The organism is Enterovibrio gelatinilyticus (genome assembly GCF_028683095.1).
Lineage (GTDB): Bacteria > Pseudomonadota > Gammaproteobacteria > Enterobacterales > Vibrionaceae > Enterovibrio > Enterovibrio gelatinilyticus.
On record NZ_JAJUBC010000014.1, the window covers coordinates 100,412 to 124,429 of the forward strand.

A 24,018-nucleotide genomic window follows, 5' to 3' on the forward strand; every position below is an offset into this window, starting at 1 on the left:
AAGACGTTAGCTGTACACGATGGGGAGGAATATTAGGATGTTTCTACTTTAGCCTCAGTAGTTGACGCAATCCGATCACGCCCCGCATTTTTGGCTTGATATAGCGCCCTATCAGCCATCGATACTACATCGCCGTAATCTTGCCCAGCTTTAGGGTACAAGGTAGCGACACCTTGGCTCAGCGTGAGGCGCTCTGAGACTTTGGAGAATTCATGTGGAATATTTGCAAGAGAAAGCTCGTACGCAATGTTTTCTGCCACCACTCGAGCCCCTTCTTCTGACGTATTAGGAAGCAAAATGGCAAATTCTTCACCCCCATAGCGTGCAACCGCATCTAATGGACGACGAATCACATGTTGGAAGACTTCCGCAACACGACGCAACGCAGTGTCGCCTTGTTGGTGACCATAGTTATCATTGAAGGGTTTAAAATAATCAATATCGCAGAGGATCAACGACAACGGCTCTTGTTCTCGAATGTGTGAGTGCCACATTTTAACTAACTGTTCATCAAAGCTGCGTCGGTTGGCTACCTTGGTCAATCCGTCCATGAAACTTAACTCTTCAAGCTCCATGATCGCATCAGCCAGTTCTTGCTGAGTCGCTTTCCGCTCGGTCACGTCCCGAGCAATAACTAACACACCGATCGTATCGTCAGTCGGGTCGCAGAATTGGGTTTTTGTTAGCTCATACCAAACCTGAGATCCATCACGCTTCATGACCAAATCTTCGTATTTAACGGTATTACCTTGCTCAATCACAGGTACGTCAATACGTTGATGTTGAGTCAGGATCTCCGGATCCATCACATCAACAGCATGCTCGCCTTCAAGGTTATCATGCGTCGCACCCATAGCTTCTGCAAACGCAGCATTACCCCCTAGGAACTCATAGTCTTTGTTGTAAATACCAATAGGGTCGACACTGGCTTTGAATATAGAAGCCAAGACGTTGGAGTGCTTCTTGAGCTGCTGCTCCACTTCCTGTCGCGCCTCGATTTCTTGTTCCATGACTTGTCGCATCATGTGCCAGTTTGTCACGTCATGACTGATGCTCAAGGTGCCATAGATTCGATTATGGTCATCTCGCAAAACAGTCTGGCTAGTTTCAAGCAAACAACTATCGCCATTAGGGTTAGTCGTCCAACTTTGTTGTGTTCGGCGGCCTTCTATTTCTCGATGAGAGTGAAGGAGCACACCTTCTTTTTCTCTCCCTTCCCAAAACCGATCAAAGGCCAGGTTGGAACCAACAACTTTGCCATCTCTGTCTTGAAAACACACCAGTTCTGCAAGCGAGTTAATGACACTTCGAAAAATCTGATTATCGTTCTCGACAAACGGTTCGCTATAGATAGAGTCAGATTCAGGTTCTAATGAAACAATCCAAGTCCGCTGCCCATTGCACCAAACTGGAAGTGCAGAAAAACGCGCATAGCGTCGAACACGGGTATCCGACGATGATCGAAAATCAGGGGTAACTTCAATAAATGGGTGTGGCCAGCATCGATTGGCAAGCAAGGCTTCTATTGACTGACGCTCGCGTTCACCTTGAATGCGATAAGCGTTGTTCTCTTGCTCAATATTGAATAGGCGAACGAAGCTTCGGTTAGCGTAGAGAATGCTGCCGTCTTTTTCGCTCACCATTGCCTTCGGAGAATGAAGGTTTGCGAGATAAGCCTGCCACGTCTTCATTGACATCACACGTCGGCGGGAAATCAAGAAAGACCCCACGAAGAAAACCACAGATAGAATCAATACCGCGAAGGGCACCCACTCACTCATTAACTCGTCCTTTGCTCAACATCCTTGAAGCAGCATTATATTTTTGAATAAACATCACGCTTTATCTTGCCACATTGATATGAGAGAACACGAACAGGGCTTACTAATTTTTCTGACAATTAAACGCTTGTCACACTATTGTGCGGCATTAAACGGATCGCCAATCAAACTTCCTTGTGCACCTTTAACTGTCAAAGAGCGTGCGATATCTGTCATGGCTAACCAACGATTTTCACACCATTCAGGGGCGAGCAACGTAGGTCTACGTGCACTTGCCGACACACGGTGATAAACGATGTTTGCAGGCGTCCGCAAAATCATTTCAGAGGCACTATCGGCATAGTCTTCAAGAGAGATAGCTTGTAAACGCCCTGCTCGCCATGATTTAGCCATGATGCTGCCTTCAACAATATGCAGCGGATGCAACTTAATACCATCCGTGCCCGTGTCGACGACGCGTTCAATGGTTTGAATGTGATCATTTTTAGTATCACCCGGTAAACCCACGATCAAATGCGTACAAACATTCAAGCCCAACGCACGTGCTCGGCGAGTTACTCTGTCATAGCATGCAAAATCATGACCACGATTAATGCGTTGCAATGTTCTGTCATTGGCTGTTTGTAAGCCGAGCTCAAGCCAAATCTCAAATCCTTGATCTTTGTAGCTCGCCAGAAGATCAAGCACCGCATCTGGCACACAATCAGGTCGAGTGCCAACACAAAGCCCGACAATATCGGCGTGCTTTAAGGCTTCTTCATACATCGCCTTCAGTTTTTCCACTTCCGCATAAGTGCTGGTATAAGCCTGAAAATACGCCAAATAACGCTTGGCTCTGTTTACCTCTATCGCGCGGCGAGAGAGTTGGTCTGACACCGATAACTGCTGCGCCGTTTCATCCGCAAATGAGGCGACATTGCAAAACGTGCACCCTCCTCGCCCGATCGTTCCATCACGGTTAGGACAGCTAAATCCGCCATGAAGCGTTAGCTTGTGAACTTTTTCGCCATACCTGCGTTGTAAGTCCTGACCAAAGGTATTCACCAAGTGATGAAGCTCCATTGTCGTCTACCTGCATTGTTAGATTGAGAGGGGGAATAAAAAAGCGCGGGATACTATCACCGATACGTCACTGAAAACCTCGATCAAATCAATGTTGATTTAAATTTAGCCACTTCTTATGAAAGTTAATTACATTTCAATTTCCTCAAGTTAAGGAAGCGTCTTCGGAGAAAACATCAATATTCACCCCCACCCCAGATGAGCGATTTTTTATTCACTATTTTCGAAAACACAGTCAAGAGAAGGCAATTTCAGAGCAATTGATTGGCAATTTTTGATGGTAATTAAATTTCGAAATATGTAGGATAGCTACAGCTGCGTCTAAATTGTGAGCAATAAAATTCGCGAGATATGGCACTTATCCAGTGACTTATCTGGCTATTCAAATGAAACGCAGCACTACTGCATAGGATTGCAGAACGGAGAAGGTGACTACTTTCAAAGTAGTTGCCGGGCTTGGGTACCGCGAATAGACAATGTTTGTTTATTCAAAATTGGCACCCGCTCAGCCTGTACCCGCAACAGGTACAGCAAGGGAAGACAAATGCGCCCGCTGCATTTGTGTCAACTGGAAGGACGTAAAAATGACTGATTCAGTGCTACGCACAGAGGGGCTTTATGTGCCCGAAATGGAACATGACGCCTGTGGTATTGGCTTTGTAGCCCACTTAAAAAACAGAAAGTCGCACGCGATTGTCACTCAGGCACTTGATATGCTGGCCCGCATGGAACACCGCGGTGGCCAAGGCTGTGACCCTTGTAGTGGTGACGGTGCAGGTATTCTTTTACAAAAACCTCACGAATTCTTACTCGAAGAAACCCGTAAGCAAGGCTTCCAACTGCCATCTGCTGATAAGTACGGTGTTGGTGTTATGTTGTTCCCGAAAGATGAGAACAAACGCCAGCAGTGCCGTGACATCTTCGAGCGTAATGCTGCACGTCTTGAGTTAGAAGTGATCGGTTATCGTGTATTGCCAACCGACAATTCAATGATTGGTGCTGACCCACTCAGCACAGAACCTCAATTCGAACACGCATTTGTTACCGGTGGCGACCACCTTTCAATTGATGAACTTGAACGTAAACTGTTTGTTCTTCGTAACTACACAGTACGTGTTTGCCTAGAAAGCATCTCGAACATTGGCGACGATTTCTACATCAACTCTTTCTCCGCCAAGACCCTCGTTTACAAAGGTCAGCTAACCACTGAGCAAGTTCCTCAGTACTTCTTAGACCTGCAAAACCCTTCGATGGTCACGGCATTGGCACTGGTTCACTCCCGCTTCTCGACCAACACGTTCCCACGTTGGCGCTTGGCACAGCCTTTCCGTAACATTGCACACAACGGTGAGATTAATACCGTTCGTGGTAACTTGAACTGGATGAAAGCACGCGAAGCCCTGCTGGAATCAAAGCTGTTTAGCGATCAAGAGCTCAAGATGCTACTGCCTATCTGTCAAGAAGGTGCATCGGACTCGGCTAACTTCGACATGGCGCTAGAACTGCTGACCCTTTCTGGTCGTAGCATGCCGCACGTCTTAATGATGATGGTGCCGGAAGCTTGGCAAGAGAAGAAAGACATGGACCCTAAACTCCGTGCTTTCTACCAATTCCACGCCAACATCATGGAACCATGGGATGGCCCAGCCTCTTTATGTTTCACCGATGGCGTGAAAGTTGGTGCAACACTTGACCGTAACGGTCTTCGCCCAAGCCGCTATACCGTGACGAAAGATGACTACCTCATCATGGCATCCGAGTCAGGTGTTGTAGAAATCGCACCTGAAAATGTTCACTTCCGTGGTCGTTTGCAACCTGGTCGTATCTTCGTTGCTGACTTAGAACAAGGCCGCATCATTTCTGATGAAGAAGTGAAGAACGAAATTGCCTCTGCTCAACCTTACCAAGAGTGGGTTGAAAAGAACTTGTTGCAACTCGATAAGCTTCCTGAAGCTGGCACGAAAAACCACCAGCCTTCACCAGCTCGTCTGCTGCATCATCAACAAGCGTTTGGTGTCACCACTGAAGAAGTAAATGAGATTCTTCTGCCAATGGCAAAAGATGGCAAAGAGCCTCTTGGTGCCATGGGCGCGGACTGGCCATTGGCTGTTCTGTCTCACCAATCTCAGCACTTATCAAACTACTTTAAGCAATTGTTCGCACAGGTCACCAACCCACCGATCGACCCGATCCGTGAGCGTATGGTTATGTCTTTGAAAACCTACCTAGGTCAAGACCAGAACCTGCTGATTGAAACACCTGAGCATTGCCGTAAAGTAGAATTGGAAACCCCCGTTCTGAGCAATGCAGAGCTCGAAAAACTGCGCGCTATCGATAACGATCACCTTCAAGCGAAAACGCTGGATATCGTATTCCGCGCAAGCGGCGAGAATGGCAAGCTAGAGCGTGCACTAAAACGTATTTGTCAGTATGCAGAAGATGCCGTTAACGATGGTTACTCCATCATCCTTCTGACTGACCGTGCCGTGAACTCTAACCATGCTGCTATCCCAGCGATGCTTGCAGTTGGCGCAGTTCACCACCACCTGATCCGTAAAGGCCTTCGTGCAAAAGCGGACATTGTTATCGAAACGGGCGATGCTCGTGAAACCCATCACTTTGCCACACTCGTTGGCTACGGTGCGAATGCTGTTAACCCGTACCTGGTCTACGAAACTTTGGTCGATCTACAGCGCACGAAGAAGCTGGATCCTGAAGCAGATGTGGATGTGTTGTTCGAGAACTACCGTAAGTCTATCAACGCTGGCTTGCTGAAAATTTTCTCGAAGATGGGTATCTCAACCCTTCAGTCTTACCACGGCGCACAAATCTTTGAAGCACTGGGTATCAGTAAAGCAGTTGTCGACAAATACTTCACCGGCACGGTTTCACGTATTCAAGGCTTGAGCATTGATGACATTGCGAAAGAAGTACTGATCCGTCACCGTCTGGGTTACCCAACCCGTGAAATCCCCGTGCAAATGCTGGATGTAGGTGGTGTGTATCAGTGGAAACAACGTGGTGAAAAGCACCTGTTCAACCCTGAAACTATCCACTTGCTGCAAAACTCAACGCGTAACAAAGACGTTAAGCAGTTCAAAGAGTATTGCCACGCAGTAGACAGCCAAGGTGATGATGCTGCAACGCTTCGTAGCCAGTTCGACTTCGTGAAAAACCCAGCGGGCAGCATTCCTCTTGAAGAGGTTGAGCCAATTGAAAGCATCCTGAAGCGTTTCGCTACAGGTGCAATGAGCTTTGGTTCTATCTCACATGAAGCGCACTCTACCCTTGCTGTTGCCATGAACCGTATTGGCGCGAAATCTAACTCAGGTGAAGGCGGCGAAGACCCAGCCCGTTTTGAGAAGAAAGAAAACGGCGATTGGGAACGTTCTGCGATCAAGCAGGTTGCATCGGGTCGTTTCGGCGTAACGTCTTACTACTTGACCAATGCCGCTGAGATCCAAATTAAAATGGCGCAAGGCGCGAAGCCAGGTGAAGGTGGTCAACTTCCAGGTCACAAAGTGGATGACTGGATTGGTCGCACACGTCACTCCACCCCAGGCGTCGGTCTAATTTCTCCACCGCCACACCACGATATCTACTCTATCGAGGATTTGGCGCAGCTGATTTATGACCTCAAGAACGCGAATCGCGAAGCACGTGTCAACGTCAAGCTGGTTTCTGAAGCAGGTGTAGGTACCATCGCGTCAGGCGTAGCAAAAGCAAAAGCTGACGTTGTACTGATTGCGGGCTTTGATGGCGGTACAGGTGCATCACCACTGTCGTCAATCAAACACGCGGGTCTGCCATGGGAACTGGGTTTGGCGGAAACACACCAAACACTGCTGAAAAACGGCCTACGTAACCGTATCGTCGTTCAATCAGATGGTCAGATGAAAACACCTCGAGACCTTGCAGTGGCAACACTACTAGGTGCTGAAGAATGGGGCGTGGCAACCGCAGCACTGGTTGTTGAAGGTTGTATCATGATGCGTAAGTGTCACCTCAACACCTGTCCTGTTGGTATCGCAACACAAGATAAAACCCTGCGTGAACGTTTTGACGGCCGCGTAGAAGACATCGTGACCTTCTTCACTTACATGGCTGAAGGCCTACGTGAAGTCATGGCAGAGCTAGGCTACCGCACCATTAATGAAATGGTCGGTCAATCTCAGCATTTGAAAGTACGTAGCGATGTGGGTCACTGGAAATACCAGAATCTTGACCTCAACGTTGTTCTTCACAAAGAAGAGCCACGCGAAGGCGACGGCATGTACTGCCAGCGCGAGCAAAACCACGGTCTTGAAACCATTCTGGATCGCCGCTTGATTGAAGTCGCTTCTAGTGCGCTTTATGAAGGCCGCAAAGTGGATGCCGAGTTCGCTATCGTCAACACGGACCGCAGTGCCGGTACCATGCTGTCGAATGAGATTTCGAAAATTTACAAAGACCAAGGCTTACCTGAGCAAATGAATGTGAAATTCAAAGGCTCTGCAGGTCAAAGCTTCGGTGCATTCCTTGCGAAAGGTGTGAAGTTCGAAGTCGAAGGCGACGCGAACGATTACTGGGGTAAAGGTTTGTCTGGCGGTACTTTGGTGCTGTACCCAGATGCGAAGAGCGACATCATTGCCGAAGACAACATTGTTGTAGGTAACGTTTGTTTCTATGGCGCAACCTCTGGTGAGTCATTCATTCGCGGTGTAGCAGGCGAGCGTTTCTGTGTTCGTAACTCCGGCGCGAAAGTGGTTGTTGAAGGCATTGGCGACCACGGCTGTGAATACATGACCGGTGGTGTTGCTATCGTTCTTGGTCAAACCGGCCGCAACTTTGCAGCGGGTATGAGCGGCGGCGTTGCTTATATCTGGGATCAATTTGAAAACTTTGAATCTAAGCTAAACCCTGAGTTGGTTGACTTGGATCCATTGGATGCAGAAGACATCGAACTGCTGAAAGAAATGATTGGTAAGCACCAAACATTGACTGGCAGTGCCGTTGCGAAGACCTTCTTGTCAAATGTTGATGAGAACCTCAAGCGCATTGTGAAAGTGATGCCACGCGATTACAAAGCTGTGCTGGAACAACGCAAAGCAGAAGCCGCAAACAAGGAAGAAGTGGAGGCTGTAAATGGGTAAGCCAACTGGATTTTTAGAATTTGGCCGTGAACTCCCGGGCAAAAAAGACCCTGCTGTTCGTATTCAAGACAACAAGGAATTTGTCCTGAACGAAGAGTTTGGTGAAAAGATTAACGAGCAATCGTCACGTTGTATGGATTGCGGCGTACCGTTTTGTCATAACGGTTGCCCAATCGGTAACATCATTCCTGAATTCAATGACGCGGTATATCGCGACAGCTGGGAAGAAGCGTGGAACATTTTAAGTTCTACCAACAACTTCCCTGAATTCACAGGACGTGTGTGCCCTGCTCCCTGTGAAACTTCGTGCGTTCTTGGTATTAACCAAGACCCAATCACGATTTGTAATATCGAGAAAACCATCGTTGAGACGGCGTACCGTGAAGGCTATGCCAAACCAAAAATCCCAACGTCTCGCACTGGTAAAAAAGTGGCGATCATCGGTTCAGGTCCAGCGGGCCTGTCTGCTGCCGAGCAACTTAACAGTGCAGGCCATTCCGTCACCGTCTTTGAACGTGATGAGAAAGTCGGTGGTTTGCTACGTTTCGGCATCCCTGATTTCAAGCTAGGTATGGACATTATCGATCGTAAGATCAACCTAATGGCCGAAGCTGGCGTGCAATTTGAAGTAAATGCTCACGTCGGTGTCACCGTTAACGCACAGCAAATCCGTCAAGATTTCGATGTGGTATTGCTAACAGGTGGCTCAACCGTGCCACGCGATTTGCCAATCCCGGGTCGCGATCTGAAAGGCGTTCATTTTGCGATGGAATTCCTCGGTCAAAACAACCGCCGTGCAAACGGCATGGATTTGAAAACTGACGAAATCCACGTAAAAGACAAGCACGTCGTGGTTGTTGGTGGTGGTGATACCGGTTCTGACTGTGTAGGTACATCAAACCGTCATGGTGCGAAGAGCATTACCCAAGTGGAAATCATGCCGATCCCACCAGAGAAGCGTCCCGCTAATATGCCTTGGCCGCAATATCCGATGATCATGCGTACCTCGACTTCTCACGAAGAAGGTTGTGATCGTCATTGGAACATCCTGACCAAAGAATTTATCGGTGACGATGCAGGCAATGTAAAAGCACTACGTATCGCTGATATTGTTTGGAAAGATGCAGCGCCAGGCGAACGTCCAGGCTTTGAAGAGGTCGCAGGCTCTGAGCGTGTTATCCCTTGTGATAACGCATTCTTGGCGATGGGCTTCCTCCACCCAGAACCTCACGGTGTGCTTGCGCAGCTAGATGTTGCCTTGGATGACCGCGGCAACGTCGCAGCGACCAATTATCAAACAAGTCAAAAAGGCGTATTTGCCGCTGGCGATATGCGTACTGGTCAGTCTCTCGTTGTACGTTGTATCAATGAAGGCCGCGAATGTGCCCGTGCAATTGATACTTATCTAATGGGTGATACGCATCTTGAGGCTAAAGCAGACTCTTTGATGCTCTCCGCATAACTATAAGTAAGTGTTATCTTCCAGTTTTGCCAGCCCCCGCGGCTGGCTTTTTTCTTTTTGATTCCCAGCATTCGTGTCACTTCCGCCTCAACTTCCCCAACTCCTCGCAAAAAGCCAGCAACACGCTTAGATGATTCTCAGCATACGGATAAGTGAATCTCTGCGACAGAGTTAAAAAAACCACCACAAAATGCTACATCACCCCCTACAATTCGACATATATATCTGTTTAAAAACGAGGTTAATGTGATGTGACGAAATTTGACCTAGTCATCATTAACCGATAAGTTGTTCTGCCCAAAATAAATACCGTTGAGCACAATGACTCAACCTAAATGCCAGGAAGGCATAGAACTGCAGTCACTGCTTGGAGCAGTCGCAAGGGAGAATTGCAATGTCGCTGTATGATCCAATGCTGGAGAAAGACAACTGCGGCTTTGGCCTCATTGCCCATACCGAGGGCGAGGCAAGCCACAAACTTGTCCGAACCGCTATTTCCGCACTAGACCGAATGACCCACCGTGGCGCGATTAACGCCGATGGGAAAACCGGTGATGGTTGCGGCTTACTACTTCAAAAGCCCGATAACTTTTTCCGTATTATTGCCGAAGAGAACAACTGGACCCTCAGTAAACTCTATGGCGTCGGCATGATATTCCTCAGCCAAGATCCCGAGAAGGCAAAAAAAGCCAAAGCGATCTTTGAGCGGGAAATTGAAGCCGAAACCCTGTCTATCGTCGGTTGGCGCGAAGTGCCAACAAACTCAGACGTACTGGGTGAAATTGCCTTAAGCTCAGTCCCTACCATTGAGCAAGTCTTCATCAACGGTCCTGCTGGTTGGCGCGCCCGTGACCTTGAGCGACGTCTGTATATCGCCCGTCGCCGCGCAGAAAAAGCCCTTCAAGAAGACCCTGATTTTTATATCACCAGCCTGTCGACGCGTACCATTGTCTACAAAGGCTTGTGTATGCCTGCTGATCTGCCAAGGTTCTACCTTGATCTCGCTGATCTTCGCCTTGAGTCTTCGATCTGTTTGTTCCACCAGCGTTTTTCAACCAACACCACACCTCGCTGGCCATTGGCTCAACCGTTTCGTTATTTGGCGCACAATGGTGAAATCAACACCATTGAAGGCAACCGCCAATGGGCCCGTGCCCGTGCTTACAAATTCAAATCGCCACTATTGCCAGACCTAGAACAAGCCGCGCCGTTTGTTAACGAAACAGGCTCTGACAGCTCTAGCCTTGATAACATGCTGGAAGTCTTTCTGGCTGGAGGCATGGATCTATTCCGTGCGATGCGCATGCTTGTACCACCAGCATGGCAAAACCACCCAGACATGGATGAAGACTTACGCGCGTTTTACGATTTTAACTCCATGCACATGGAACCGTGGGACGGTCCAGCTGGCATCGTCATGTCAGACGGTCGATATGCCGCGTGTAACCTCGACCGAAATGGTCTGCGCCCTGCGCGATATGTTGTCACCAAAGACAAACTGATCACCCTCGCCTCCGAAGTGGGCATCTGGGATTACGCGCCGGATGAAGTCGCAGAGAAAGGCCGTGTTGGCCCCGGTGAGCTGCTGGTTATTGATACCTTTGACGGTGAAGTATGGCACTCCGCCGACATCGACAACGATCTCAAAGGTCGCCACCCGTACAAAGCGTGGCTCGACAAAAACGTTCGACGCCTCACGCCATTTGAAGACATGGATCAAAGCGATCACGCAAGTCAGCGCAGCATGGACGATGATGAACTTCAGGTTTATCAAAAACTCTATGGCGTCTCCGGCGAAGAGCTCGATCAAGTGCTGCGTGTTCTCGGTGACATTGGTCAAGAAGCAACAGGCTCAATGGGTGATGATACGCCCATGGCAGTGCTCTCTTCCAAAGAACGAAACGTTGCGGATTACTTCCGACAAAAATTCGCGCAGGTGACCAACCCACCGATCGATCCTTTGCGTGAAAACCACGTCATGTCGCTGGCAACCTCGATTGGTCGTGAGAAAAATGTCTTCTCAGAAACCGATGGTCACGCACATCGCGTCTCATTCAAAAGTCCTGTCCTACTCTATTCAGACATGGTGCAGTTACTTGAACTGGACGATGAGTATTATCAAAACAGTATTATCGACATCAACTTCAACCCAGAAGAGAAAGATCTCGAACAAGCCATTATTGATGTTTGTGACCAAGTAGAACGCGTCGTTCGTGACGGCACAGTATTGGTTGTATTGTCAGATCGCGGCATTACAAAAGACAAACTCCCGATTCCGGCAGCCATGGCGGTAGGTGCAGTCCAACAACGCTTGGTGAACGCCAATCTACGCTGTGATGCCAACATTGTTATCGAAACCGCGTCTGCTCGCGATCCACACCAATTTGCCGTTCTGCTTGGCTTTGGCGCGACAGCGGTTTACCCCTACCTCGCATATGAGTCCATCGGCAAGATGGTCGACAACAAGGTCATTGCCAAGACCATGGCGGAAGCGGCACTTAACTTCCGAAATGGTATCCATAAAGGCCTGTTTAAAATCATGTCTAAAATGGGTATCTCAACCATTGCCTCTTACCGCTGTTCTCAGCTGTTTGAAGCCGTCGGCCTTAATGACAACGTGGTAAACCTTTGCTTTAAAGGTGTGGCAAGCCGTATTCAAGGCGCTGATTTTGATGACTTTCAGCAAGACCTTATCAATCTGGCACGTCGCGCTTGGCTCAAACGTAAACCACTCGAACACGGTGGCTTGCTCAAATACGTCCATAATGGCGAATACCACGCGTATAACCCAGATGTCGTGAACTCGCTGCAATCTGCGGTGAAATCCGGCGAAAGTGTCGATTACAAGGCTTACGCGAAAACCGTCAACAGTCGCCCTGTTTCGTCAATTCGCGATTTGATGCGCCTCAAGCCGGTTGAAAAACCTGCCGTTCTTGAGCACGTTGAACCTTCCAGCGAACTGTTTAAACGTTTCGACTCCGCCGCCATGTCCATTGGTGCTCTGAGCCCAGAAGCGCATGAAGCCCTCGCGATTGCGATGAACCGCCTTGGCGGTAATTCCAACTCGGGCGAAGGTGGCGAAGATCCACGCCGCTTTAACTCTGAGCGCAACTCGCGCATCAAGCAGATTGCTTCAGGCCGATTTGGCGTAACACCGCATTACCTGACTAACGCCGATGTGCTGCAAATCAAAGTGGCGCAAGGTGCAAAACCGGGTGAAGGTGGACAACTACCAGGCCACAAAGTCACGGCAGAAATTGCGCGTCTTCGTCACTCAGTACAGGGCGTAACACTGATTTCACCGCCACCACACCATGACATTTACTCGATTGAAGATTTGGCGCAGCTGATTTTCGATCTCAAACAAGTGAACCCTGAGGCGCTGGTATCTGTAAAATTGGTGTCTGAACCTGGCGTTGGCACCATCGCGGTGGGTGTGGCGAAAGCGTATGCTGATCTCATCACCATTTCCGGTTATGACGGCGGCACAGGCGCAAGCCCACTGACCTCCGTCAAATACGCAGGTAGCCCGTGGGAACTTGGCCTTGCAGAAACCCAACAAGCCTTGGTGGCTAACGGCCTTCGTCATAAGATCCGCCTTCAAGTGGATGGCGGGTTGAAAACCGGCTTAGATATTATTAAAGCTACCATATTGGGTGCTGAAAGCTTCGGCTTTGGTACTGCGCCAATGGTCGCTCTGGGCTGTAAATACCTGCGTATATGTCACTTAAACAACTGCGCAACCGGTGTTGCAACGCAAGATGACACCCTGCGCCGCGACTACTTCAAAGGCTTGCCAGAGCAAGTCATGAACTTCTTTAAAGGTCTAGCCGAAGAAGTGCGTGAGCTTATGGCAGAGCTTGGCGTTGAGAAACTCACCGATTTGATTGGTCGCACAGACTTGCTTGAAGCGGTTGATGGGTTCACAGCCAAGCAGCTTAAACTCGATTTGAGCAGCATCCTTGAATCCCCGACACCTGTGGCAGGCAAATCCGTGTATTGGACAGAGCCAAACCCACCGTTTGATAAAGCCTTGCTGAACCAAACGCTCATGGGCACGTTTGCTGATTCCATCGAAAAGCGTCAGCCAGCGAGCACCTACCTCAACGTGAAAAACACCGACCGTTCTATCGGCGCGACCTTGTCGGGTGCCATCGCTAAACGCTACGGCAACCAAGGGATGGCGGGCACACCGCTAAATATCCAGTTGCAAGGTACCGCAGGCCAATCTCTGGGCGTTTGGAATGCGGGTGGCGTGCATATCACGCTCACCGGCGATGCCAATGACTATGTCGGTAAAGGCATGGCGGGCGGCAAGATCATTATCAAGCCGCCAGTGGGTTCTGCGTTCCGCTCCCACGAATCGACCATCATCGGTAACACCTGTTTGTATGGTGCCACTGGCGGTAAATTGTTTGCTGCAGGTACAGCAGGTGAACGCTTTGCCGTACGTAACTCCGGAGCATTAGCTGTTGTGGAAGGCGCTGGCGACAATGCATGTGAATACATGACCGGCGGTATTGTGGCTATCCTCGGGCATTGCGGCGTCAACTTCGGTGCAGGCATGACCGGTGGTTTTGCGTATGTGCTGGATGAAACGGGCGATTTTGCGGGTCGTGTAAACCCTGAATTGGTTGAAGCGCTGTCACTCGATAACTTAACGATTCATCAAGAACACCTCCGTGGTCTCATTGATCAACATTTGGAACTCACAGGTTCCAGCCGAGCGCAGGAAATCCTCGCCGACTTTGAACAATGGATCAGTAAATTCTATCTGGTGAAACCTAAAGCCGCAGACGTTCGCTCTCTGCTTGGTCACCAAAGCCGAAGCGCAGCAGAGCTGCGTGTTCAGGCACAGTAACGGAGGATCTTATGAGCCAGAACGTATACCAATTTATCGACGTGCAACGTATCGACCCACGTAAGAAGCCGATCAAAACACGTAAAACAGAGTTCGTTGAAATCTACGAACCCTTCACGGGCACGCAAGCATCTGCACAATCTGATCGCTGCTTGGACTGTGGCAACCCTTACTGTGAGTGGAAATGTCCCGTTCACAACTACATTCCTCAGTGGCTAAAGCTGGCGAACGAAGGGCGAATCATTGAAGCGGTAGAGCTTTCTCACCAAACCAACAGCCTGCCTGAAGTCTGTGGTCGCGTCTGCCCACAAGACCGCCTCTGCGAAGGATCATGCACGCTAAACGAAGATTTCGGCGCCGTGACCATTGGTAATGTCGAGAAATACATCACCGACAAAGCCTTTGAAATGGGCTGGAAGCCAGACATGTCTGGCGTGGAATGGACCGATAAGAAAGTCGCCATCATTGGTGCAGGCCCTGCGGGTCTCGCCTGCGCTGACGTGCTTGTCCGCAACGGCGTTAAACCCGTTGTGTTCGATCGCTACCCTGAGATTGGCGGCTTACTGACCTTTGGTATTCCGTCCTTCAAATTGGAAAAAGACATCATGCGCAATCGTCAGCGCGTCTTTACCGAGATGGGCGTGGAATTCCAGTTGAATACAGAGGTCGGTTCAGACATCACCTTGGAAACGCTTATCAAGGATTATGATGCTGTCTTCCTCGGCGTCGGCACGTACAAATCCATGCGAGCAGGCCTTGATAACGAAGACGCGCCAGGTGTTTACGACGCCTTGCCGTTTTTGATTGCCAACACCTACCGTGTGATGGAACTGGAAGGCGATGCCCCTGAGTTTATCGATATGGCAGGCAAGCAAGTTGTTGTCTTGGGCGGTGGTGATACCGCGATGGACTGTGTTCGCACCTCGATTCGCCATGGTGCGAAAAACGTTGTGTGTGCTTACCGTCGCGATGAAGCCAACATGCCAGGCTCTCGCCGTGAGGTAAAAAATGCCAAAGAGGAAGGCGTGAACTTCATGTTCAACCTTCAACCTCTTGGCCTTGAAGTAGACAGCAACGGCAACGTCACAGGCGTCACTGTGGTGAAAACCCAGTTGGGTGAACCTGACGAAGCGGGTCGTCGCCGTCCTGAGCCCGTCAAAGGCAGTGAACATGTCTTGCCAGCAGACGCCGTGATCATGGCCTTTGGTTTCCAACCGCATCAAATGGCATGGCTTGAACCCTTTGGTGTAGATTTGGACCAATGGGGACGCATCCAAGCGCCAGAACAAGGTGCGTTCGCGTTTCAAACCACCAATGCCAAAATCTTCGCCGGCGGTGATGCGGTACGAGGCTCGGACTTGGTGGTGACCGCCATCGATGAAGGCCGAAAAGCGGCGGAAGGCATTATGGATTACCTCGAGGTGTAAACCACTCTGCATACTTCAAGCATCACGAAATTAAGTGCCCGCAAGGGCACTTTTTTTTCGCTCGAATTTTCCTCCATGATACACTTATTTTCATTAACGAAAATCGTATGAGAACTAACATGAAAATCGGTATTATCGGTGCGATGGAGCAGGAAGTTGCCCTGCTCAAAAACAAGATCAATAACTGCCAATTACAAGAAATTGCAGGCAGCAAATTCTACACGGGCGACATGAACGGTGTTGACGTTGTCCTTCTTCAATCAGGCATTGGTAAAGTGGCTGCAGCACTGAGCACATCTATCTTGCTTGATCGCTTTAAGGTCACTGAAGTCATCAATACTGGCTCTGCGGGCGGTTTTGACCCTTCGCTAAACCTTGGTGATGTGATCATTTCTACTGATGTGGCATACCACGATGCTGACGTAACGGCATTTGGTTACGCCATGGGCCAGATGGCAGGCCAGCCTGCAACTTTTACATCAAATGAAAAACTGATGGATGTTGCAGAGCAAGCGCTAGCAGCGATGGATCCTGCACCTCATGCAGTTCGCGGTCTGATTTGTACCGGTGACGCATTTGTTTGTACAGCAGAGCGCCAAAACTACATCCGTGAACATTTCCCGAACGTGATTGCAGTAGAAATGGAAGCGGCTGCGATTGCTCAAGCATGCCATCAATTCAATGTGCCATTCGTTGTTGTTCGCGCCATCTCTGATGTTGCAGACAAAGAATCACCGATGACGTTTGACGAGTTCCTTCCACTGGCAGCAAAAAGCTCTAGCGCCATGGTTGAGAAAATGGTCGAACTGCTGAAAGCATAATGAACGAGCTCCTCACACCACTAGACGCATTGCTAGGCTATTCTACCTTGCTCGCGATGTGGGGGGCTTTGCTATTGCACTGGTTCTTCCCCATTCCAAGCGAGCTCAATCCGCTCTCCTTATGGCGTCAAGTCGCTTACGCCATCGCAGAAAAAGTCAATCATGTGGAAGATGCACCTTCCCAGCAACGTTTAGCAGGAGGCCTCGCACTGAGCGTTATGTGGCTAACTTTAGCCGTATTGCTTATCGCTCTCAGCCAAATAGTTTGGGTTCCCTGGCTATTTGATCTTCTACTGCTTTGGTTCTCATTAAGCTGGAAACCGCTAACGCAAAGCATGCTGGCTCTAGAAGCTTTCTTACTGCGTGAAGACAAACCTGCAGCGCGAACTCTTTTGGCACAATCACTCAATCGCGATACTTACTCCCTCTCGCCTGTTGGCATAGCGAAAGCGGGATGCGAAACACTCTTAATAGGGTATGCCCGCGGTCTGATAAGCATTCTTTTCTGGTACGCAATTGGTGGTGGCATCGCAGCCTTCCTCTACACCCTTATTGTTCAGCTGTCGCGCTGCTGGCCAACACGGCGTGAAGAGTTCGTAGAATTTGGCCGCCCCACATCTGTTCTATTGAGCATTGTTGACGCCCTACCCTCGCAATTGTTTGCCCTACTTATCGCAACTGGACACCGCTTTGAACCAGCCCTTAGTGCCATCAGGGAACAAGGCCGTGAGTGGTCTTTCAACGGCGCAGGGTGGATACTCGCTGCGTCAGGCGCTAAATTTCAACTCGCTTTGGGTGGCCCGGCCCTCTACGATGATAGAAAAATCTCCCGTCCACGTATTGGCGGTGAAATTTCGCCATCACCCTTGCACCTAGCTCTACTCAATCAACAATTGCGGCAAAAAGCCTTACTTTGGATCCTGCTCCAAAGCTTCTTAATGTGGTTTGCACACGGATTACTATGAAGTATCTATACCTACTTGTTTTTGTCTGCCTACCAAGCATGGTGCTTGCGGAGCCTCTTCGTGTTATCAGCCTATCGCCTCATACCACAGAGCTAGCCTTTGAAGCTGGCCTTGGTGACAACCTTATCGCCGTCAGCGCGCACAGTGACTACCCGCCAGAAGCGTTAGCACTAGAACAAGTCGCGAACTTTAGAGGCATTAACATCGAACGTGTTGTCACGCTAAAGCCCGATCTCGTGCTTGCATGGAAAGGCGGCAACCCCGATCGCGAACTGGCAAAGCTTGAGCGTTTAGGCATAGAGATATTTTATTCCAACCCACACTCGCTCTATGACGCTGCTGATAACATCGAAAAGCTCGGCCAATGGTCAGCCGACCCCGCCAAAGCCAAAGCACGCGCCGATGCAGTTCGTCAGGAGTTAGCCGCCATTGAAACGGCGCAAGATGGCAAAAACAGAATCCCTTATTTCTATCAGTTGAGTGAATCACCACTGATGACAAATAACGGCGAACATTGGCCTCAACCGCTATTTTCATTGTGTGGGGGAGAAAATATTTTTTCTAATAGTGTCGCGCCCTATCCACAAGTGAGCATGGAGCAAGTGATCGTAAGAGCGCCTCAGGCTATCTTCTATCCTTCAACAAAAGCGACACCATCCAAGGAATGGGCTAAGTGGGCTGAGTTTATTCCTGCGATTAAAAACAAAGATATTTTTGCGATAAGTGGCGATTGGCTAAATCGGCCAACACCCCGCGCTTTGAAAGCTGTAAAACAGATTTGCACTGCCTTTGATAAAGTAAGAAGCGATCTCGATCACTAATTCAAAGATGGCTGCCAAGCCCTATAAACATCGGATTGCTCGATAACGGATTTCACGTACAATCGCGCACGCTTTGTTGGCTAGACGCCATAAATAACAGGCAAATCGCGCAATGCGATGTGCCTCTTTTTGGGAATGGAACTGCGTACCATGCTTTTATATATCTTGGACATGTTTGGAACCGCAGTGTTTGCGATTTCTGGCGTACTATTGGCAGGCAAGCTTCGAATGGACCCCTTTGGCGTGGTGGTACTCGCCATGGTGACAGCCATTGGTGGTGGCACCATTCGAGACATGGCATTAGGCGCAACACCCGTGTTTTGGGTCAATAGCCCCGAATATCTTTGGATCATCCTAGTCACCTGTATTTTGTCGTTATTGTTGATCCGTCATCCTCGTCGTCTTCCTTGGTATTTTTTACCCGTCGCCGATGCCATTGGTCTTGCGGTTTTTGTCGCGATTGGTGTCGATAAAGCATTAAGTTACGGTGCATCTCCTTTAGTCGCCGTGATCATGGGCGTGATCACAGGTTGTGGTGGCGGCATTATCCGCGACGTATTAGCGAGAGAAGTCCCCATGGTGTTGCGAACTGAAGTCTACGCAACCGCATGTATTGCAGGCGGATTTATCCATACCGTCGCATTAGCCGCCAATGCCGATGTTGAGGTGGCCTCCATATCCGGCATGATGACCACGTTACTGATCCGCCTTGCCGCCATTCGCTGGCACCTATCACTGCCGACGTTCGCCATCAGCAAATAAATCCTCCGCTCTAAACACAAAGAAACGTTCAAAAAACGCACGTTAACCGACGTGCGTTTTTTTACATCACTCGCAATTAAGTAAGGTTAAAACTTTACTTAATTCTCTTGCTGGCTATTATATAAACAAATAACTTTACTTAAACAAAGAAGCAGCAGGAGAAAATCATGAGTAGCTATGTCGAACATGCCAACATCACGGTCAATGATATCAGTCGCACCATCGCCTTCTTACAAACAGCAATGCCGGATTTTTCTGTACGTGGCGAAGGAAAAGACGAGGATAGAGCTTGGTGTCATATTGGAACAGACATCTCCTATATTGCACTTCAGCAAGAGGGGATTGATAAGCCAATTGAACGCATTCCGAATTATCATTTGGGCGTTAATCACATCGGTTTTGTCGTTGAAGATGCGACACGAGTAGCCGAGAACCTGAAAACCGCAGGCTTTGAACAGGTCTCTTTCGATAAAAGCCACCCTAGTCGAAAACGCGCTTATTTCTACGATAACGATGGTATTGAATGGGAATTCATTGAATACCTCACCGAAGATTTTGGAAGCAGAAACGACTACGTCTTGTAACGACAAATGCAAAGGAATGCCGCCATGTACCAATCATTCACATCAATAGGCTTTGAGCTGATAAAGCGAAGTCATCGCTTCGGGCCTACTTTTGGCGCGCGTCTATCTAACCATCTACCGATGGCTCTGTCGGCAATGCAAAGACTGGGCGCGTCCACGGATCAATTAAACGCAGAATATCTGCGGGCATCCGGTCACTTGTCTCCTCTCGGAGACGCATTGGGAATCGAGCATCCCATGCTAGGGGAAAAAGCACACAATGCTGATTTCGTAGAATATTATCGCACTATGCTAAGTGAGATCGGTACGGAGCAAACCCTAAAGACAGTACTCCCCACTTTGCTGCCAGGAGTTTCTGCAGGCGCCTTTCATGGTGTCATCCGCCTCGCCTATGCCGTTGAGCTAGGAGATATTGACGAAACTAGTCACGCGCTTGCCTACTGGTCTTCAGGCTACACGCCGTTAGGCGACCTTTCGTTTCAACAAAATCTCAGCACGGAAGAGGATTTAAACCAAGCGCTTTCGATATTTCATGATCAAACTTACCGCGAAGGGATCATCATCGATCATGTCGAAGAACTGATCACTTTACCGACCTATTCGACCATTGCGAGCCAGCCCGATTCGCTGTCACTAAATGAGGTTGCACGTATCGTGTTATCGCAATATTCCGCGAGCAACGATTTTACCTTGCTACACGGTGTCACGGGTTTCCAAGCGCTCGTCTCTCTTTTTCCTTTTATTGAAAATCACGATCTTGCGCTTCACTATTTCTGGCAAGCCTATGTCGCTGCATCATGTACTGCTGCGTACCGAAAACCCTTTCAGCACCAAATTCAGGAACACGCACCCAGAGATATTCTTGATTGGTCATATTGGTTCGAACGCGCGTTAGAAACTGAAGATGACCACACCATCAAACTCACTTACAGCTGCGCTCGCCTATATGATCATCTGCGCCTCCCTGAAGCCATATCCGCCATAAAATACAGACTGGAGACCTCATCATGAAAAACATTGCTATCGTCTATTTTTCCAAAACAGGAAGTACCGAGAACATGGCGCTGGCCATTGCTGAAGGAGCAAAACAACACGGCGCAAAAGTATTGACCCATGCGATTGCCGGCACAGAGATCATTGAAGGGCGCTTTAAAAACGATGCCTTGTTTGAAAAACTCGAAAATATGGATGCCATTATCTTTGGATCACCAACCTATATGGGCGGCCCTGCGGCACAGTTTAAAGCCTTTGTCGATGCGAGTAGCGAGACATGGTCGAAGCAGTTGTGGCACAACAAACTAGCGGCAGGGTTTACGGTAGGCGGCAGCCCGTGCGGTGAAGTGCAAAGCACTATTGAGAACTTTTACATACTCGCCACGCAGCACAGTATGCTGTGGGTTGGCATTGATGCGCCAGAGGGCACCTCATCCAAAACGTTTAATCGCCTAAATTCATCGCTTGGTGTCATCGGCATGGTAGACGACGAAGGGCAGTTAGATGGTATCGATATAAAAACGGCGATGCGTCTTGGTACTCGTGTGGCAGAACTGGTTCAGAGAACGTAAAAAAAGGCGCTTTTCAGCGCCTTTTTATTTTGGATGACTCATCGGTAAAGTTCAGAGATAAATTACGCTAACGTGATACGCGCGAATTTACGTTTACCCACTTGGTAAACCGCTGTGCCAGCCGCAGGGACCAGTTTAGTATCTTCGACCTTTTCGCCGTCAATCTTTACTGCACCTTGGCGTATCATACGCATAGCATCTGAGGTAGAACCTACCAAGTCAGCGTCTTTTAAAAGATTCGCAATGGCTACGCCTTGCTCAAAAGAAAATTCGTCCATTTCTTCTGGCATCGCACCTTTTTGGAAACGATTGATGAATTCAGCTTCAGCAGATTCTGCATCCGCTTCAGAGTGGAAACGAGCAATAATTTCTTTTGCTAGCAAGATCTTCACATCACGTGGGTTCTTGCCGCCGTCAATATCCGCTTTAAATTGTGCAATTTCTTCCAATGGACGGAATGACAGCAATTCGAAGTAGCTCCACATCAAATCATCAGAGATAGACATGATTTTGCCGAACATCTCATTTGGCACATCGCTGATACCAATGTAGTTGTGAGCAGACTTTGACATCTTCTTCACGCCGTCCAGACCCACTAGCAAAGGCATAGTGATCACAACTTGTTGAGACTGACCATTTTGCTTTTGTAGCTCACGACCCATCAACAGGTTGAATTTCTGATCCGTACCACCCAGCTCAACATCCGCCTCAAGCGCTACAGAGTCATAACCTTGCAGAAGCGGGTAAATGAATTCATGGATAGCGATAGGTTGGTTGTTGGTGTAACGCTTTTTAAAATCATCACGCTCAAGCATGCGCGCAACGGTCGAGCTTGCAGCCAAACGAATCATTCCGTCTGTACCCAGCTCACTCAACCAGCTTGAGTTAAACTCAATGCGAGTTTTAGCCGGATCCAAAATTTTGAAGATCTGCTCTTTGTACGTTTCAGCATTGCTAAGCACTTGCTCACGAGTCAGCGGCGGACGCGTTGCATTCTTGCCACTCGGATCACCCACCATCGCGGTATAATCACCGATCAAGAAGATAACTTCATGGCCCAGCTCTTGAAACGCACGCAATTTATTCATGATCACAGTGTGACCAAGGTGAATATCTGGTGCCGTTGGATCCGCACCCAACTTGATACGAAGAGGACGGTTTTCTTTTAGTTTCGCAATCAGTTCCGCTTCAGGAATTAATTCCTCAACACCACGCTTAATTTCGGCTAGCGCGGCTTCAATGCTCGCCATATTTTATCGCTCCCACAGAATCGGCATTTTTTCGTCAGCCGACATACTACTTGAATAGCGATGGTTTTTGAAACCAGTTAAACTTAAAGCACGCTAAAACGGATTCACTGGCCATTCTGTATTCACAAAGGGATTTGGCATAAACATGGTGCATTCGAATAAATCCCTTTTTCTTATGATTGTTTCTTAATGCCTGTTAATAAAATTGCTGCGTTACCAAAGTTTCATCAATTGTTGATCATGGCTCTCAGTGCCTTCATTGTGCTACTGGTTGCGATTCCTTCAGAATCACCGGCTCAACATCCCGATGCCAAGTTTGAGGTGGGTAAACTCTATCCTATCCCTCTTGAAACCTCCTCTTTATTACCCCCTGAAGGTGAACCGCAACCGAACCTGTCATTTGTTCCACTCGAATGGCACAAATTCAGCGTTCAGGCTGGTGATAGCCTTGCAGGAATTTTTGACCGTGTGGGTATCAGCCCAACCACACTTTACCGACTCATAAACAGCGACAAAGGCACCAAGTCCCTCGCCTCACTCAAAGTGGGTGATGAGATTCGCTTGGGCTTTGATGAGAATGGCCTGTTTACACAGTTGGTTCAGCCTAAAAATGCAAATGAAACGCTTATCGTTAATCGCATCGGAAATGATTTCGTTTCCAAGGTAGAAGCGAAGCAAATCGACACACAAATCAATTATGCATCGGCAACCATCACATCCAGTTTCTGGAATGCGGGTGTAAGCGGCGGACTCACTCCCAATCAAATCATGGAACTTGCTGGTCTTTTTGGCTGGGATATCGACTTCGCGTTAGATATTCGCCAAGGCGATCACTTCTCTGTGTTGTATGAAGAACAGCTTGTCGAAGGTGAGATGATAGGCCGTGGCGACATTCTTGCGGCAACCTTTACCAACCGCGGCGAAACATTCACAGCCATTCGCTCGAAGACTGGGAAGTACTACGACGAAAAAGGACGCGCAATGAAAAAAGCATTCTTGCGCTCGCCAGTAAACTTCCGCTACGTCAGCTCTAATTTCAATCCGCGTCGTCTGCACCCCGTAACAGGAAAAGTAAAATCTCATCGAGGGACCGACTACGTTGCCCCCGTGGGTACGCCAATATGGGCCGCTGGTGATGGCATCGTCATGAAGTCGGCATACAACCAGTTCAATGGTAACTATGTCTTCATCAAGCACAGCTCTACTTACATCACCAAGTATCTGCACCTCACAAAGCGCAGGGTCAAAACAGGGCAACGCGTCAAACAAGGGCAAACCATAGGTACATTGGGCGGAACTGGTCGAGTTACGGGCCCGCACCTGCACTATGAATTTTTGGTACATGGCGTACACAAAAACCCACGTACTGTAAAACTGCCACAAGCGAAATCACTCTCAGGTAAAGCAAAGACTGAGTTTATTTCTCTGGCTCAGCAACGATTAGCTCAACTCAACAAGTTCAGCCAACTGCTAGCATCAATAGGTACCCTGGAGCGCAATAACGCCTCTTAATGGTTCACTACCA

15 protein-coding genes are annotated in these 24,018 nt (G+C 48.8%); 12 read left to right on the forward strand and 3 right to left on the reverse strand.

The window, feature by feature from the left end; all coding sequences use genetic code 11:
* Positions 1-32: 32 nt before the first annotated feature.
* Positions 33-1,781: a sensor domain-containing diguanylate cyclase gene (locus tag LRP50_RS13580; RefSeq protein ID WP_274164999.1), complete on the reverse strand. Its 1,749-nt coding sequence runs from the start codon at positions 1,779-1,781 to the stop codon at positions 33-35.
* A 135-nt stretch (positions 1,782-1,916) separates the two neighbouring features.
* Complete coding sequence (gene mnmL / locus LRP50_RS13585) at positions 1,917-2,843, reverse strand: tRNA modification radical SAM protein MnmL/YtqA (RefSeq protein WP_274165000.1); 927 nt, start codon at positions 2,841-2,843, stop codon at positions 1,917-1,919.
* Between the two features lie 584 nt (positions 2,844-3,427).
* Here mnmL and gltB (LRP50_RS13590) point away from each other — a divergent pair.
* The 11 genes from gltB (LRP50_RS13590) to LRP50_RS13640 all read left to right on the forward strand — a co-directional run bounded on the left by gltB (LRP50_RS13590) (position 3,428) and on the right by LRP50_RS13640 (position 21,243).
* Positions 3,428-7,975: a glutamate synthase large subunit gene (gene gltB, locus LRP50_RS13590; protein WP_274165001.1), complete on the forward strand. Its 4,548-nt coding sequence runs from the start codon at positions 3,428-3,430 to the stop codon at positions 7,973-7,975.
* Positions 7,968-9,437, forward strand: a complete 1,470-nt coding sequence (locus LRP50_RS13595; protein ID WP_274165002.1) for a glutamate synthase subunit beta — start codon at positions 7,968-7,970, stop codon at positions 9,435-9,437. Before gltB (LRP50_RS13590) ends, LRP50_RS13595 begins: the two co-directional genes overlap by 8 nt.
* 394 nt (positions 9,438-9,831) lie before the next feature.
* Positions 9,832-14,298, forward strand: a complete 4,467-nt coding sequence (gene gltB, locus LRP50_RS13600; protein WP_274165003.1) for a glutamate synthase large subunit — start codon at positions 9,832-9,834, stop codon at positions 14,296-14,298.
* An 11-nt stretch (positions 14,299-14,309) separates the two neighbouring features.
* On the forward strand, positions 14,310-15,725 hold the full coding sequence (locus tag LRP50_RS13605) for an FAD-dependent oxidoreductase (RefSeq protein WP_274165004.1): 1,416 nt from the start codon (positions 14,310-14,312) through the stop codon (positions 15,723-15,725).
* Between the two features lie 119 nt (positions 15,726-15,844).
* A complete protein-coding gene (gene mtnN, locus LRP50_RS13610) occupies positions 15,845-16,546 on the forward strand; it encodes a 5'-methylthioadenosine/S-adenosylhomocysteine nucleosidase (RefSeq protein WP_274165035.1) in 702 nt (233 codons plus the stop codon).
* Positions 16,546-17,511, forward strand: coding sequence for a cobalamin biosynthesis family protein (locus LRP50_RS13615; protein WP_274165005.1), 966 nt, complete (start codon positions 16,546-16,548; stop codon positions 17,509-17,511). The genes mtnN and LRP50_RS13615 overlap by 1 nt, the downstream gene beginning before the upstream one ends.
* On the forward strand, positions 17,508-18,332 hold the full coding sequence (gene btuF, locus LRP50_RS13620; RefSeq protein ID WP_274165006.1) for a vitamin B12 ABC transporter substrate-binding protein BtuF: 825 nt from the start codon (positions 17,508-17,510) through the stop codon (positions 18,330-18,332). Before LRP50_RS13615 ends, btuF begins: the two co-directional genes overlap by 4 nt.
* A gap of 150 nt (positions 18,333-18,482) precedes the next feature.
* Positions 18,483-19,094, forward strand: coding sequence for a TRIC cation channel family protein (locus tag LRP50_RS13625; protein ID WP_274165007.1), 612 nt, complete (start codon positions 18,483-18,485; stop codon positions 19,092-19,094).
* 167 nt (positions 19,095-19,261) lie between these two features.
* Positions 19,262-19,678: a VOC family protein gene (locus LRP50_RS13630; RefSeq protein ID WP_274165008.1), complete on the forward strand. Its 417-nt coding sequence runs from the start codon at positions 19,262-19,264 to the stop codon at positions 19,676-19,678.
* 24 nt (positions 19,679-19,702) lie between these two features.
* A complete protein-coding gene (locus tag LRP50_RS13635) occupies positions 19,703-20,689 on the forward strand; it encodes a questin oxidase family protein (protein ID WP_274165009.1) in 987 nt (328 codons plus the stop codon).
* Positions 20,686-21,243: a flavodoxin family protein gene (locus LRP50_RS13640; RefSeq protein ID WP_274165010.1), complete on the forward strand. Its 558-nt coding sequence runs from the start codon at positions 20,686-20,688 to the stop codon at positions 21,241-21,243. The genes LRP50_RS13635 and LRP50_RS13640 overlap by 4 nt, the downstream gene beginning before the upstream one ends.
* A gap of 62 nt (positions 21,244-21,305) precedes the next feature.
* Here LRP50_RS13640 and tyrS read toward each other — a convergent pair whose 3' ends face one another.
* Positions 21,306-22,493 (reverse strand): tyrosine--tRNA ligase, encoded by a 1,188-nt coding sequence (gene tyrS / locus LRP50_RS13645; protein WP_274165011.1) that lies wholly within the window; start codon positions 22,491-22,493, stop codon positions 21,306-21,308.
* 189 nt (positions 22,494-22,682) lie between these two features.
* Between tyrS and LRP50_RS13650 the strand changes: the two genes are divergently transcribed.
* On the forward strand, positions 22,683-24,005 hold the full coding sequence (locus LRP50_RS13650) for a peptidoglycan DD-metalloendopeptidase family protein (protein ID WP_274165012.1): 1,323 nt from the start codon (positions 22,683-22,685) through the stop codon (positions 24,003-24,005).
* The last annotated feature ends 13 nt before the right edge of the window (positions 24,006-24,018 follow it).

Excerpts from the sequence above, each read along its gene's own strand:
- gltB (WP_274165003.1), top strand. The coding sequence starts at position 9,832 with ATGTCGCTGTATGATCCAATGCTGGAGAAAGACAACTGCGGCTTTGGC.
- LRP50_RS13640 (WP_274165010.1), top strand. The coding sequence starts at position 20,686 with ATGAAAAACATTGCTATCGTCTATTTTTCCAAAACAGGAAGTACCGAG.
- mnmL (WP_274165000.1), bottom strand. The coding sequence starts at position 2,843 with ATGGAGCTTCATCACTTGGTGAATACCTTTGGTCAGGACTTACAACGC.
- LRP50_RS13635 (WP_274165009.1), top strand. The coding sequence starts at position 19,703 with ATGTACCAATCATTCACATCAATAGGCTTTGAGCTGATAAAGCGAAGT.
- LRP50_RS13630 (WP_274165008.1), top strand. The coding sequence starts at position 19,262 with ATGAGTAGCTATGTCGAACATGCCAACATCACGGTCAATGATATCAGT.
- btuF (WP_274165006.1), top strand. The coding sequence starts at position 17,508 with ATGAAGTATCTATACCTACTTGTTTTTGTCTGCCTACCAAGCATGGTG.
- LRP50_RS13615 (WP_274165005.1), top strand. The coding sequence starts at position 16,546 with ATGAACGAGCTCCTCACACCACTAGACGCATTGCTAGGCTATTCTACC.
- LRP50_RS13580 (WP_274164999.1), bottom strand. The coding sequence starts at position 1,781 with ATGAGTGAGTGGGTGCCCTTCGCGGTATTGATTCTATCTGTGGTTTTC.
- gltB (WP_274165001.1), top strand. The coding sequence starts at position 3,428 with ATGACTGATTCAGTGCTACGCACAGAGGGGCTTTATGTGCCCGAAATG.
- LRP50_RS13625 (WP_274165007.1), top strand. The coding sequence starts at position 18,483 with ATGCTTTTATATATCTTGGACATGTTTGGAACCGCAGTGTTTGCGATT.
- mtnN (WP_274165035.1), top strand. The coding sequence starts at position 15,845 with ATGAAAATCGGTATTATCGGTGCGATGGAGCAGGAAGTTGCCCTGCTC.
- LRP50_RS13595 (WP_274165002.1), top strand. The coding sequence starts at position 7,968 with ATGGGTAAGCCAACTGGATTTTTAGAATTTGGCCGTGAACTCCCGGGC.
- LRP50_RS13605 (WP_274165004.1), top strand. The coding sequence starts at position 14,310 with ATGAGCCAGAACGTATACCAATTTATCGACGTGCAACGTATCGACCCA.
- tyrS (WP_274165011.1), bottom strand. The coding sequence starts at position 22,493 with ATGGCGAGCATTGAAGCCGCGCTAGCCGAAATTAAGCGTGGTGTTGAG.
- LRP50_RS13650 (WP_274165012.1), top strand. The coding sequence starts at position 22,683 with ATGCCTGTTAATAAAATTGCTGCGTTACCAAAGTTTCATCAATTGTTG.